The organism is Corallococcus sp. NCSPR001, from assembly GCF_017309135.1.
Taxonomy (GTDB): domain Bacteria; phylum Myxococcota; class Myxococcia; order Myxococcales; family Myxococcaceae; genus Corallococcus.
The window spans coordinates 2368626-2382410 of record NZ_JAFIMS010000002.1; the positions used below are offsets into that span (position 1 = coordinate 2368626).

Genomic DNA, 13785 nt, shown 5'->3' on the forward strand with positions numbered 1-13785 from the left:
GCTAGAAGCGGCCGCCCACGGTGAGGTTGCCGTTGAAGAGGCTGCCCTTGGCGTCCTCGTCGGTGCCGGGAATCTGGGTCAGCTCCTCGCCACCGACAAAGCGGTAGGTGGCGCGCACGCCGGCGGACAGGTGGCCCAGGCGGTACTCGATGCCCGCGGCCAGCGGCATCTCCGTCTGCCAGTCGTTGTTGTAGACGTCCTTGGAGCCCGAGGACGCGTGCAGGTAGCTCAGGCCCACGCCCAGACCCACGAAGGGGTGCCACTTGTGGTCGACGACGGGCCCCAGCTTGCCCATGAACGTGCCGTTGTTGCGGAAGATGTGATTGCCGCCGAGCACGCGGGCATCGTCGATGGGGATGTTCTGGCCTTCGTAGCCGACCTCCACGCCGATGTACTTCCAGGGCTGGGCGTTGGCGGTGATGTTGAAGAGCCCGCCCACGCCCGTCTCGTCACCCAGCTTGCCGGTGTAGCCACCCAGGCCCACGCCCACGTCCAGGCCGGCCGTGGCGTCCTGTTCGCTGAAGCTGAGCTTGCGCGACACCTCGCTCGCGTCCATCGCGAAGGCCGGCCCCGCCACGCATGTTCCGGCCACCACGAGTCCTGCCACCATCGAAGTCCGTCTCATGACCAGGTTCCTCCCGCTTTGAAGTGTGGGACCTGGAATGGAAGCTGGGACGACAGGGCCTGACAGCGTACCTGCCCGGGGGACGGAGGCAGGAGGCCGAGGGCCTCAGCGCCGGCCGAAGAGCTTCTTCAAGCCGGAAAGCAGGCCGCTCGGCCGGGCTTCCGGTTCGGTGTGGAAGGGCGAGCGGGCGATGAGTGCATCGCGCGAGGCGTCGTCCAGCTCCTCCGTCGCGAGCGTCACCGGCTGCCGCTTCGCGCCGGGCAGGGTGGCGCTGAAGGCGAGCGTCCCGTCGGTGGACAGCGCCAGGTGCACCTCCACCTCGCCGGGCCGCTCCACGGTAAGGGTGAGGGCGCCGAGCCATTCGTTCTCCGTGGCGGTGGCGGCGGTGCCCTGGAAGAAGGCGAGCGCCAGCGGCCCGGGCACGGTGATGGGGATGACGAGCGTCTTCGCGGTGGGCAGGCGGGTGTTGCGCTCCAGCACGCGGCGGAAGGTGCCGGCGTCCTCGGCGACGCCGATGGGGGAGGTGAGGACCTCCGAGACGCTGGCGGCGGGCTTGCCGGTCTCCGACAAGAGGAGCGCGTGACCGAGCAGCGCGGCCCCGCGCACCACGGCGGTGCGTGCATCCACGTCGTCTTCGCGCACGGGCACGCCCAGGCTCTCCTCCAGGCGGCGGCGCACGAGCGGCGCGCGGGACTGGCCTCCCACGAGGAGCACGGCGTCCAGGCCTTGAGGGGACAGGGCGTTGGACTCCAGCACCTCGCGGGTGACGGAGACGACGCGCTGGGCGAGGTCCGCGGTGAGGGCCTCCACGCGCTCGCGGTCGAGCTTGGGCCCGGGGCCGGTGGGCAGGGTGACGTCCACGCTGTCCCGGGTGGAGAGGGTCTGCTTGGTGGACTCCGCGAGGGTGCGCAGGGGGCCCCAGTCGAGCAGGTGCTCGGGGCGGGGGTGGCCCTGTTCCGCGAGGTCGCTGACGAGCGCCTCGGCGATGCGGCCGTCGAAGTCCATGCCGCCGAGGGTGGGGTCGCCGCCGGTGGTGACGACCTCCAGGTCGTCGCCGGTGACCTGCACGACGCAGACCTCCAGGCCGCCGCCGCCCAGGTCCACGACGAGGACGCGCTTGCGGGCGAGGCCCCGGCCGTACGCGTAGGCGAGCGCCGCGGCGGCGCTGTTGGTGAGCACGCGGGGCACGTCCAGGCCGGCCATGGTGGCGGCTTCGCGAAGGGCGGCGCGCTGGCGTTCGGTGAAGTGCGAAGGCGCGCAGAGCACGGCGCGCGTCACCTTGCGGCCCAGGTGTGTGGTGGCCGCCTGGTGCAGTTCGCGCAGCAGCATCGCGGTGAGCAGGGTGGGCGCCACGTGGCGGCCATCGAGCTCCACGCCCGCGTCTCCCTGCCGGTCGGTGGCGATGGGGAAGGTGAGCTGCGGGGAGAGCCAGCGCAGGTGGGGGGAGCGGGCGCGCACGCCGAGCAGGCGCTTGAGGCCGGTCGCGGCGCGGCGGGGAGCGCTGGCGGCTTCGACGAGGGCGGCGGTGCCGACGAGGACCTCTCCGGAGCTGTTCACCGCGATGACGGAGGGAAGACCCACGCCGTCCGTGCCGGGGAGGGGGATGGGCGTGGCGACGCCGTCGATGAACGCGGCGACGCGAGCGTGCGAAGTGCCCACGTCGATGCCGAGCACGACCTCCGCGGGCGCGGGCGCGGTGACGGGCACGGCGGGAGTCAGGTCGAAGAACGTGCGGCGGCGGCTGCGCGCGGTGACCTGTGTGTCAGCGGAAGGTGGAGGCGCGGCTTCGTCGGTGCGCGGGGACTGGGGCGGCTGTGCCGCGGCCGTGCTGGCTTCGCTGGAGCGCGGAGGCTCTGCCGCAGCGGATGTTTGGGGAAGCGGTTGTCCCGACGTCGCGCCGGTGGACGCGGTGGATTCGCTGGAGCGTGAGGAGTCTGTCGCGGCCGATGCTTGCGGAGACGGTTGTTCCGATGTCGCGCTGCTGGGCGCGGTGGATTCGCTGGAGCGTGAGGGGTCTGTCGCGGCCGATGCTTGCGGAAGCAGTTGTCCCGACGTCGCGCTGGTGGACTCGCTGGCGCGTGAGGAGTCTGTCGCGGCCGACGCTTGCGGAGACGGTTGTCCCCACGTCGCGGTGGATTCGCTGGAGCGTGAGGAGTCTGTCGCGGCCGATGTTTGCGGAGACGGTTGTTCCAAAGCCGAGCTGGTGGGCGCGGTGGATTCGTTGGTGCGCGGAGACTCTGCGGCAGTTGATGGCTGTCCTGACGCCGCGCTGATTGACGCGGTGGAGCGCGATGACTCCGCCGCAGCCGATATTTGCCCCACGGCTGCGCTGATGAGCGCGGCGGCTTCGCTGGTGCGTTGGGACTCTGTCGTGGCCGATGCTTCCGGACTCGGTTGTTCCGAAGCCGCGTTGATGGGGCCGGTTGCTTCGCTGGAACGCGGAGTCTCGGTCGCGGCTGATGCGTGTGGCTGCGGCTGTACCGAAGCCGCGTTGATCACCGCGGTGGATTCGCTTGGGAGCGCAGACTCTGTGGTGATCGATGCTCGGAGACTCGGCTGGTCCGACGCCGCGCTGACGGGCGTAGTGGCTTCGCTGGGTAGCGCAGACTCTGTGGTGGTCGATGCTTCAGGACTCGGTTGCTCCGAAGCCGCGCTGACGGGCGCGGTGGATTCGCTGGAACCAAGCGGCTGCTCGGTGGCGGATGCCTGCCGCGAAGGCGTACTGGCGAGGGCGAGCTGTGGCTCAGCGGAGGTCGGCGCAGGCGGCTGTTCCGAAGTCGAGCCATCCGCACCGGAAGCTTCGTCGACGCGTGAGGTCCGCGCCGCGGCGGACTCTCGCGACAGTTGCTCGTCGGCCGCACTGTCCAGTGCGGCAGCTTCATTGCTGCTGGGAGCACCCGCCGCGGTGTGCTGTGTGACTTCGCCCGAAGCGACCGGTGACGCTGAGGTGCCGGTGGATACCTGGAGGGGCGTCGATTCCTCGACGGGCGGCTTCGTGTCGGAAGCGAGCGCATTCGAGGCGTCCAGGACCGCCGGGGTGGACACCGTCGGAGCCAAAGTCTCTTCGGGTGTCACCGTGGCGGGGGCTACCGGCGATGCGGACCGCGTCTCTTCGCGGGACTCCGCGGCCAGCACCGAAGCGAGTGCCTCATCGTGCTCTGGCGCTTGGACCGAGGCCGATTCGAGTTCGGGCGAAGCGCCCTCCGCGGACGCGGCCACTGCCGGGGTCGTGTCTTCGGATGCGGAGGACCCGACGAGCGCCGTCCATGCATCCTCGGTCGGCAGTTCGACCATGACGACCGTCGATGCGTCCTCCTCTTCCGTTGGAGGCACGGAGATGGGGTCGCCCGCCGTAGGCGCATCCGCTGAAGTCGTAACGGCCTGCGTGTCGCGCTCGGGCTCCGTGGTCGGCTCGTCGGTGCCCGTGCCCCCGACAGCTTGTTCAAGCGCCGCGCTGAACGGATCCACGTCCTCCGGGTCCGTGCTGAGCGCGCGCGGAAGGGCGTCCGGGTCGATACCCCATGCGCGAAGGCGCTCGGTCTCCCGTTGGCTCGGCGTCGCTTCCGTCGGAGCATCCGCCGCATGGAACTCCACGGGCTGCGATGTCGTCTGGGAAGAGTCTTCTACTGCGTCGGAGTCCGTGACCGCCGAGGAGGTCTCGGCTGGAGGGAGGGGCTCCTCTGACAAGCCCGCGGAGGCTTCGAAGTCCGGAGCGGTCGGGAACTGCTCCGGGGGTGGAAGCGCTGCTTCGGTATCGGCGGAGTCCGATACAGCCCGAGCATCGTGCTCCTCCGAAGGCAGCGTTGCCGCGAAAGAGGGGCCCTCGGTGTCGGAGCCTTGAGCCGTCCAGTCACTGCTCGCCTCCGGATGGACCGGCTCGTAGGCGCTGACGGCGTCGGAGTCCGAGGGAGCCCAGGAGCGCCCCTCGTCCGGTGGGAGCATCGCCTCCGCGGGGGCGGGGGCCTCCTCCTGCTCCATGCTGAGGTCGACGTCGAAGTCGAACGACGGGTCGGAGCCCGCCTGCGTCTCGGTGGATACGGCTGCCGGTTTCTCTTCGCCTGTCGTGCCCGCGAACGCGGAGGCCGTGTCGCCAGTCTCTTCCGTTGCGTATTCAGTGCTCCACCCGGAATGCTCGGGAGCGTGCGCGGCCCCGAGCACGGCGTTCGGATCAAACGCATCCACTGACGCGGGAGTGAAGTGGTGCGCGGAGGCGTCGTCAGCGTCAGGAGCGCCAGTTGCCTCTGGTTCCGGCGGATGCGCTTCGTCTTCGCGTGCCTCAGGAACGGAGGCGTCCCCATCAGACACCGTGGACTGCGCTTCCACGTGACCGTCATCGGTCGCTGGCGCAGGCGGGACGTGAGCCGAATCCCATGCAGAGGTTTCGGCGCTGGCGTGCTCCCCCGTGGCGGCCGCATCCCAAGTCGGTGCGTCCGCAGTGCTCGGGGGCGAATCCCATGCAGCGGCATCCGCGGGGATGTTCTCGGTCCTGGCGGGCGTCTCCCAAGCCGAAGCTTCCACACGCGCTGCATCGGCGGCGGCTGAGTCCGCCGGCGCGTTCGGCGCCGCCTCGACCTGCGGTGGAGCCGCGGGAGGCTCCGGCGCCCTCACTGCCGCGAAGGTGCCAGAGAGCGCGGGTGTCCGTTCCCCGGCCTGGACTCCGCTGGACGCGGGAGTCCTCGGCTGGACCGTGAACATCTCCTGGGTTGCCCGTTGTGGATCGAGGCCGGCCGGACGCTTCCGCGGCGTCCTCGGGAAGTCCACCGGCGGCAGGAGTGGGGCCAGCTCCTCTTCCTCTTCGGCCGCGTGCTCCGGAAACAGCGACACCGGCTCATCCGGTTCCGCCAGGTCCGGCGGCGGCTCGGCAGCGACGGGCAGCTTCACGGCCGGCAACGTCATGGACGCCTTTGGCGGCGCGGCGCGCGTCCTCGGTTCCTCCTGCGCCACCTTCGCCGGAGGCTCCACCGGTGCCGGCGCCTCGCTGCCTGCCGCGGGCCGTGCCGGAGTCCGTCGCACCAGCCCCGGCGGCGCCACCTCCGTCCCGCTCCGCTTCGCGACGATGCGATCGATGAGCGCCTTGCTCGCCGCGTCCAGCTTGGTGAAGCGCACCGTCATCCCGGTGCGTGCGCTCCCCGCGTCCGCCTTCAGCACCACGCCTTCGCCGCGCAAGAGCCGCGTGCCGTCCGCGAGGACGAATTCGAACGCCAGCCCCGTCCCTTCAGGCTTGAGCGCTCGCGTGGCCACGAACACTCCACCGCGCCCCACGTTCGAGCCATACCGCTCGATGAACTCCTCCTCCCCCGTGTACGGGAGTCGGATGCGCAGGGGGAGGAGCTTGGGGGCCGGCCCGGTCATCGCAAGGGGATCCGCACGTCCCCGCCGGAGCCCTGCACCACGAGCGCCAGCCCATCGTCTTGCACGGCGTCTGGCGGCACCTCGAACAGCAGCGCCACTTCCGCGCGCTGCGAGGGCTCCCACGTGGTGGGCAGGGGCTTCGTGCCGGCCACCGCCTGCGCGTCACGCGCCAGCGGATACGTCTGCCCCTTCGCGTCCGTGATGCTCACGCCCTCCAGCGACAGCGGCGCGGGCATCCCGCCCACGTTCTGGGTGATGAGCTCCACGCGCAGGAACAGGTCCTCCGTCGTGAGGCTCAGCCCCGCCTTGCCGGAGCCCTTCACCGAGTGCGACGCCTCCAGCCCCGTCACCTTCATCGCCACCGTGTCCACGTGCACGGTGTCGTTGCGCTCGGGCAGCCGCAGCTTGCGCGGGCCGCTGTCGCCCATTCCCGCGGCCAGGCCCGCCAGCTTGGACTCCTCCGGCTCGCGCTGGGGCGGCTGTGGACGCGTGGCCACGGCGCCGCCCTGCTTCACCCGGTCCGCCTCCGCGCGCAGCTTCTGGAGCGTGCGCGCGTCGGCTTCCTGGCCCTCTTCGGACGTGGAGGCCTCCTTCGTGCAGCCCCCCACGAGGAGGGCCGCCGTCAGGAACGCCAGGGTGCGGGATGAGGCGCGGGGACTCACGCCGGGCTCGCGCCCTTCACCAGTTCGTAGAGCTTCTCGAGCGCCACGGGCAGCTTGTCCGCGTCCGGGCCACCGGCCTGCGCCATGTCCGGCTTGCCGCCGCCCTTGCCGCCCACTTCCTTGGCCATCTCGCGGACCAGGTTGCCCGCGCTGATGCCCTTGGCGACGAGGTCCTTCGTGGCCGCCACCAGGATGACGGCGCGGCCGTCCTTCTCACCGCCAATGGCGATGATGCCGGAGCCGATGCGGTCGCGCAGCTGATCCGCCATGCCGCGGAACACCTTGTCGTCCGCGGGGTCCACGCGCGTGGCCAGCACCTTCATGCCGTTGACCTCGCGCGCCTGGTCCATGAGGTCCTTCTGCGAGGCCGACTGGGCCTTCACCGAGACCTCCTCCACCTTGCGCTCCAGCTCCTTCACGCGCTTCTGGGTGGCCTCCACGCGGGTGGCGACCTCCTTGGGGTTCGTGCGCAACAGCGCCGCGACCTTCTTGAGCTCGTGCTCCTGCTCGCGCACGAACTGGAGCGCGCCCACGCCCGTCACGGCCACGATGCGCCGCACACCGGACGCGACGCCGCTCTCGCTCGTCACCTTGAACAGGCCGATGTCGCCGCTGCGCTTCACGTGCGTGCCGCCGCAGAGCTCCGTGGACTCCGGGTGCACGGTGACGACGCGCACGGTCTCGCCGTACTTCTCGCCGAACATGGCGACCGCGCCGGACTTCTTCGCGTCGTCGATGTTCATGACGCGCGTCTGGGCATCCGCGTTGTCGCGCACCCAGGTGTTCACCAGGTCCTCCACCTGCTCCAGTTGCTCCTGGGTGGCGGGGGAGAAGTGCGAGAAGTCGAAGCGCAGGAAGTCCGGCGCGACGACGGAGCCCGCCTGCTTCACGTGCTCGCCGAGCACGCGCTTGAGCGCCTTGTGGAGCAGGTGCGTGGCGGAGTGGTTCGCGCGGATGGACTTGCGGCGCTCCACGTCCACGGACGTCTGCACCATGTCGCCGACCTTCAGCGTGCCTTCCTTCACCTCCACGGTGTGGACGATGAGCCCCTGTACCGGGCGCTGAGCGTCCTTCACCTGCGCCACGGTCTTGCCGCCGTGCGCGACGATGCGGCCCGTGTCGCCCAACTGGCCACCGGACTCGCCATAGAAGGGCGTGCGGTCCAGCACCACGTCCACCGTGGCGCCCGCGGAGACCTGCGGCACCTCCACGCCGTCCTGCACGAGCGCGATGACGCTGCCTTCGCCCTCGTGGCCCTCGCCGTCGTAGCCCAGGAACTGGGTGGGGGCGGTGCGCGAGAGGACGGTCTGGAAGACCTCCGTGGTGGACTTCTTCTCGCCGTGGAAGTCCTGGCTGGCGGCCTCCTTCTCCTGGAGCTGCTTGAAGCCCTCCAGGTCCACGTCGTAGCCGCGCTCGCGCGCGATGATCTGCGTGAGGTCCCACGGGAAGCCGTAGGTGCCGTGAAGCAGGTAGACGACCTCGCCGGAGATCATCTTGCCGCCGGAGGCCTGGAGCTTGGAGAGCTCCTCGTCCATCAGCTTGAGGCCGCGGTCGAGCGTGCGGCGGAAGCCCTCCTCCTCGTGCTTGGCGACTTCGAGGATGAAGGTGCGGCCATCGCGCAGCTCGGGGAACGCGTCGCCCATGAGCTCGATGACGCGGTCCACGACCTTGAAGAAGAAGGGCTCCTTGATGCCCAGCTGCTGATCACCGTGGCGGATGGCCCGGCGCATGATGCGGCGCAGGACGTAGCCGCGCGCCACGTTGGAGGGCTGGACGCCGTCGGCCACGAGGAACGCGGTGGCGCGGGCGTGGTCGGCGACGACGCGCTGGGACGCACCGGTCTCCTGCGTGTAGGGCTTGCCGCACAGTTGGCTGACGGTGGCGAGGATGCCCTGGAAGAGGTCGGTGTCGTAGTTGGAGCGCTTGCCCTGGACGACGGACGCGATGCGCTCCAGGCCGGCGCCGGTGTCGATGGACGGCTTGGGCAGCGGGATGAGCGGGGCGTCCTTCTCCTTGCGCTCGAACTGCATGAACACGAGGTTCCAGATTTCGAGCCACCGGTCGCAATCACACGCGACGCCCTGGCACTTACGGCCCGCGGCCTCTTCCACACAGGGGATGTCGTCGCCCTGGTGGTAGTGGATTTCGGAGCAGGGGCCGCACGGGCCGGTGTCGCCCATGGCCCAGAAGTTGTCCTTGTAGCCGAGCTTCAGGATGCGGTCGCGAGACACGCCCTGCTTCGCCCACAGCTCGAAGGCCTCTTCGTCCCAGGGGATGTTGTTCTCGCCGTTGAACACGGTGACGGCGAGCCGGTCGATGGCCAGGCCCAGGCGCTTCGTCACGAACTCCCAGGCGAACGCGATGGCGTCGGCCTTGAAGTAGTCGCCGAAGGAGAAGTTGCCGAGCATCTCGAAGAACGTGTGGTGGCGCGCGGTGTAGCCCACGTTGTCGAGGTCGTTGTGCTTGCCGCCGGCGCGCACGCACTTCTGCGAGGTGGTGGCGCGGCGGTAGTCCCGCTGCTCGCGGCCGGTGAAGACGTCCTTGAACTGGACCATGCCGGCGTTGGTGAACAGCAGGGTCTGGTCGCCAACGGGCACCAGCGAAGAGGAGGCCACACGGCGGTGGGCGCGCTCCTCGAAGAACTGGAGGAACGCCTCGCGGATCTGGGAGGCGGTGAGGGCGGAAGGCATGGTGTGGGTATATGCCACAAGAGGGCCGGGCGCAGCAGTTCCTGGACGGGTCATCCCCCTGGGGACGACCCATGTAGGCAAGGCTGACGACAGGAGGGCAGGGGAGCGGCCAGGGCCCCTGTGGGTGGCCTGGCGGCCTAGGCGCTCCGCCGGGACGGAAGCTCGACCGTGAAGGTCGTTCCCTCGCCCGGCCTGCTCGCCAGGTGGATGCTTCCGCCGTGTGAGTCCACGATGCTGCGGACAATCCACAGCCCCAGCCCGAAACCCCCGGCGTGGGACTTGGGGGAGAGCTGGACGAACCGCTCGAAGACGCGCTGCTGGGCTTCCTCGGGGATGCCGGACCCGCCGTCGCGGACCACCAGCGTCGCGCGGTCTCCGCTGGCGTGCACCGCCAGCTCCACGGGGGCTCCCGGCGCGTACTTGATGGCGTTGGACAGCAGGTTCGTCACCACCTGCTCCAGGCGCATCCGGTCCCAGTGGCCGACAGCCGGGTGGTCCGCCCGCAGGCGCAGCTCACAGCCGGCGCGCTGGAGCCCTTCGACGAAGACCTCGCCCACGCTCCTCGCCACCTCCGCGAGGTCCACCTCCTCGGGCTCGATGGGCAGCGGCTCCTCCGATGCGGAGGCCCGCGAGACGTCGAGCATCTTGTTGATGAGGTTCTCCAGGCGCCGGCACTGCTCCTGGGCCTTGAGGAGCTTGGGTGTCGCCTTGTCGGGCGTCAGGGAGCCTCGCTGGTTGGCCCGAAGCAGGTTCTCCATGTAGAGCTGGAGCGAGGTGATGGGCGTCTTCAGCTCATGCGACGCGACGGAGAGGAACTCCTCGCGCATCTGGAGCGCGAGCTGGAGCTCCGCCGTCCGCTCCCGCACGCGCTGCTCGAGCTCGGCGTTGAGCTTGTGCAGCTCCGCCTTCGCGCTCTTCATCGACGCGCTCTCGATGAGCCCCCATTCGCCGGCCTGCCGGATGAGCGCGAACTGGTGGTTGCGGACCACGTCGAGCACGTCCATCGGGACGCACCGGTCCAGGCAGTAGCTGCACATCCCGATGATGTTGTGACTCTTGAAGGTGTCGGTGACGCGGGCTTCGTAATCGACGAAGCCGGACCAGTCCTGGCGCTCCAGCCAGTAGGTGTTCCCCGTCAGGCGCAGCCCCGCGTATCCCTGCGAAAGCGCCCGTCCGTGCCGGTCCACCCAGCCCTGGAGCACCTCGTCGGCGCTCTTGCTCCCGGCCTGCATGTACCAGTCGCGATGGTCGATGATCTCGATCTGCCCCCGGGCCATGCGCTGCTCCAGGTCGGGCACGGCGTCGCGCAGCATCGTCCGGGCATCCGAAGCGCCGAACGGCTCGGAGGTGACCCACAGGCAGTGCTCGTTGTTCTCCAGGCCCGCCTTGAAATAGGGGACCAGCGAGTCCACGAGGTCATCCCGGTCGCCGTAGAACTGACAGAAGTGGGAGCCCCAGGGCAGGTCCCCCACCGCGGGAATGCCACTCGGACGCAGGGGGAGGTTCATGGGGCTTGGTACCTTTGATGGGGACACAACAACACCGTGGCGGCCTGAAGCCGTTCAGCGCTGAACGCATGCCTGCGAGGACGCCGCTCATCCCGCGTCATGCGGGCGCCGCACCGCGCCACGCGCCCAGAGTCTTGGCTTCTCACGGACTTGGAACGGGCACGCAACTCCCGGCGCCATTGACCGACAATGTAGGCAAGCCTCCCTGCTGCTCAACTCGGCTCCCCCTTCCGAGGTCCCCTCATGGTCCAGGTCACGCGTCCTTCCAGCCTCACGCCGTCCACGCAGACGCGGGTCGCTCCGGAGTCTCCTGCCCGGGCCAAGGGCGCGCAGGGCTTCAACGCCATCGTGAAGGGCGACAGCTTCACTTCGGGTGCTCCGGCGGGGTTGCAGCAGGCCAATGCCCTGCGCCTTCCCATCCCCTGGCCCGGCAAGGGCGAGGCGGACAAGATCGGCTGGATCCAGAAGGCGTATCCGCCGGCGAAGGACTCCACCGCGGAGTTCATGAAGCTCAACCAGGCCGTGCGCGCGGGCCAGAACGTGATGCCCCCCGAGGCCAAGGACTGCGTGTTCCTGGCGGTGGGCGGGCTGCTCTCCGAGGCCGCGCCCAAGCAGCTCTACTTCGACAAGAACCTGGACGCGCTCGAAGCGCAGGGCCTCCAGGTCGGCCGCGTGCCCGTGGACACGGACATGGGCGTGGAGCACAACGCCGCCATCGTCCGTCAGGCCGTGCTCGAGGCCTCCAAGAACGGCAAGCAGGTGGTGCTCATCGGCCACAGCAAGGGCGGCCTGGACTCCGCGGCGGCGCTGTCCATGTACCCGGAGCTCCAGGAGCACGTTCGCGCGCTGGTCACCATCCAGTCGCCCTACGGCGGCTCGCCCATGGCGCAGGACCTGCTGGACAACCCGCTCGTGCGCTACGGCGTGGGCGGCGCGGTCGAGGCGCTCGGTGGCAGCATCCAGGCCGGTGAGGACCTGACGTACGACGCGCGCAAGGAGTTCCTGGCCAAGCACCCGATGCCGCCGGGCATCCCCACCGTGTCCATGGCCTCCACCACCGCGAACCCCACGTCGCCGCTCTTCCTCATGGAGGAGTACATGCAGCAGCGCTACGGCGTGAAGTCCGACGGCCTGGTGCTCCCGCAGGACGCGTTCATCCCCGGCTCCAAGTCCGTGACCCTGTCCGGCCTGGATCACCTGGACTCGACCGGAACGACGCTCAACCCCTTCAAGCCCTACCAGCCCGAGGACCTGACCCTCTCGCTGGTCGCGATGGCGCTGAAGATGCCCAAGGGCGAGTGACGCCTCACGTCCCCGTGGGCGGCGCCTTCTGCTTCAATTCCTTCGCCGGAATCCCCGCCACGGTGGCTCCGGGCGCCACGTCCTCCAGCACGATGGCGTTGGCGCCCACCTTGGCGCCGTCGCCAATCACCACCGGGCCCAGAATCTGGGCGCCCACGCCGATGAAGACGTCGCGGCCCACGCGGGGCACGCCGACACGGCCGGGCAGGGGCTCCAGGCTCACGTTCTGGGAGATGAAGCTCCTCTCTCCAATCTCCACGCCCGGCGCGATGATGACGCCGATGCCTCCGTAGCCCAGCTCCACCGTGGGGTGCAGCACGGCCTTCCTGTCCACGTGGCTGTTGTGGAGGCGGTCGCCCACCGTGGCCACCATGCTCGCGAGCTTCGGGAGCGCCTGGAGCCGCTTCGCGGCCCGGTAGAACGTCAGCGCCGTCGGACCCATCTGCCCACCATCCTTTTCGCCACCGGGGCCCAACGGAACTTCGAGCGCTGCAACGTCTGCCCCATCCATGTGTCCCGGTAGATGAACAGCCAGTGGTGCCGCCGGACCTGCTCCGTCCACTCGCGCTTGTAGGGAGCATCATCTCCCAACAGGTCCAGCTCACCCAGGCCTCTTCCAATGCAATCCTGGATCAGGTTCTCCGTCAGCAGGTGCCCCGGGCTGACCTCCGCCAACGACTCGTCGTAGCCCGGCTTCATCGCCAGGTAGCGACCGCCGTATTCCAGCCCGTACTGGAACGCGATGGGACGTGAGTCCAATCGCAGGAAGTACAACCCCAGCCAGCCGCGCTCCGCCGCCACGCGCGCGAGCCCCGTGTAGAAGCCGCGCCGGTGCTCCGCCTGCGCGATGGCCGTTCCCTCCCGCGCCTTCCAGCCGCTCTGTTCCAGTGCGAAGGCCTCCTCCAACTTCGACCCCAGGCCCTCCACTTCGGCCACGCGCTCCACCTCCACGCGGCCCTTCTCCTCCAGGCGCCTGCGCCTTCGCCGCAGCGGCTTCGCGTTGCTCCGGCCCTTCGTCCACGCCGCCACCGTGGAGGGCAACACCAGGTATGGCGAGCGCGAGCTCGGCCATGCGCCGCACGGCATCCCCGCGCCCTTCGCCGCGTCGAGCAGCTCCCACGCCGCGCCGCCCTCCGGCACGTCCGACAGCCGGAGCACCTGCCAGCTCGGGTCGCCCATCAGATGCGACAGGAAGGCCACCGCGGCGCGCCGGGGCTCGTCCGCCACCAGGTCGAAGCGGCACGAGTGCTTGTTCGTCAGCGACGACAACTGCCGCACCGGCACGCCGTACTGGTGGCCCTGCTCCTCCTGGAGCCCCAGCACCCCCACCAGCACGCCCAACGCGTTCCTCGCCGTGAGGACGCGCAGTGTGGCCCCTGGCGCGAAGTGCTCCATCCAGCAGCGCATGAACTCGTGCCGGTAGAACACCTGGTCGTCCACGCGCTTCACCAGCGCGTTCCACTCCGCCTCCAAGGCATCGAAGGCCGCGAGACTCCGGACCTCCTCCACGCACAGGGGCTCCACGCGCCCGTGCGGCAACGGCTCCACCGCCTTGAGGCGGGGGAGGGAAGGGACGCGCTCCCCGAGCATCGCGTCCGTGATGGGACTCTCCTCCATGAACATCGCTCCTCGGGTCTCTGTCTCGG

At 69.8% G+C, this 13785-nt stretch carries 9 protein-coding genes and 1 pseudogene; 2 read left to right on the top strand and 8 right to left on the bottom strand.

Going from position 1 to position 13785, the window contains the following annotated elements; translation table 11 throughout:
• Window position 1: 1 nt before the first annotated feature.
• Complete coding sequence (locus JYJ93_RS11800) at window positions 2–625, bottom strand: outer membrane beta-barrel protein (RefSeq protein WP_206789742.1); 624 nt, start codon at window positions 623–625, stop codon at window positions 2–4.
• A gap of 105 nt (window positions 626–730) precedes the next feature.
• Window positions 731–2332: an Hsp70 family protein gene (locus JYJ93_RS39965; protein WP_269013142.1), complete on the bottom strand. Its 1602-nt coding sequence runs from the start codon at window positions 2330–2332 to the stop codon at window positions 731–733.
• Window positions 2333–2450: 118 nt separating this feature from the next.
• On the opposite strand from JYJ93_RS39965, the gene JYJ93_RS39970 reads away from it, so the two are divergent.
• On the top strand, window positions 2451–4466 hold the full coding sequence (locus JYJ93_RS39970) for a hypothetical protein (protein ID WP_242544965.1): 2016 nt from the start codon (window positions 2451–2453) through the stop codon (window positions 4464–4466).
• Window positions 4467–5689: 1223 nt separating this feature from the next.
• Here JYJ93_RS39970 and JYJ93_RS11810 read toward each other — a convergent pair.
• From JYJ93_RS11810 to JYJ93_RS11825, 4 genes and pseudogenes are all read right to left on the bottom strand, one after another.
• Window positions 5690–5977 (bottom strand): annotated as a pseudogene (locus JYJ93_RS11810) (TIGR02266 family protein); the annotation flags it as partial.
• The gene (locus tag JYJ93_RS11815) at window positions 5974–6639 is read right to left on the bottom strand and encodes a hypothetical protein (protein WP_206789743.1); all 666 of its coding nucleotides are present in this window, start codon (window positions 6637–6639) and stop codon (window positions 5974–5976) included. The pseudogene JYJ93_RS11810 and the gene JYJ93_RS11815, both read right to left, overlap by 4 nt.
• Window positions 6636–9329, bottom strand: a complete 2694-nt coding sequence (gene alaS, locus JYJ93_RS11820) for an alanine--tRNA ligase (RefSeq protein WP_206789745.1) — start codon at window positions 9327–9329, stop codon at window positions 6636–6638. The genes JYJ93_RS11815 and alaS overlap by 4 nt, the downstream gene beginning before the upstream one ends.
• 137 nt (window positions 9330–9466) lie before the next feature.
• Window positions 9467–10837: an MEDS domain-containing protein gene (locus JYJ93_RS11825; protein ID WP_206789755.1), complete on the bottom strand. Its 1371-nt coding sequence runs from the start codon at window positions 10835–10837 to the stop codon at window positions 9467–9469.
• 243 nt (window positions 10838–11080) lie between these two features.
• Between JYJ93_RS11825 and JYJ93_RS11830 the strand changes: the two genes are divergently transcribed.
• Window positions 11081–12139: an alpha/beta fold hydrolase gene (locus tag JYJ93_RS11830; protein WP_206789763.1), complete on the top strand. Its 1059-nt coding sequence runs from the start codon at window positions 11081–11083 to the stop codon at window positions 12137–12139.
• Between the two features lie 4 nt (window positions 12140–12143).
• On the opposite strand, the gene JYJ93_RS11835 is transcribed toward JYJ93_RS11830, so the two are convergent.
• On the bottom strand, window positions 12144–12581 hold the full coding sequence (locus tag JYJ93_RS11835; protein WP_206789765.1) for a DapH/DapD/GlmU-related protein: 438 nt from the start codon (window positions 12579–12581) through the stop codon (window positions 12144–12146).
• A complete protein-coding gene (locus JYJ93_RS11840; RefSeq protein ID WP_206789767.1) occupies window positions 12563–13756 on the bottom strand; it encodes a GNAT family N-acetyltransferase in 1194 nt (397 codons plus the stop codon). The genes JYJ93_RS11835 and JYJ93_RS11840 overlap by 19 nt, the downstream gene beginning before the upstream one ends.
• Between the last annotated feature and the right edge of the window lie 29 nt (window positions 13757–13785).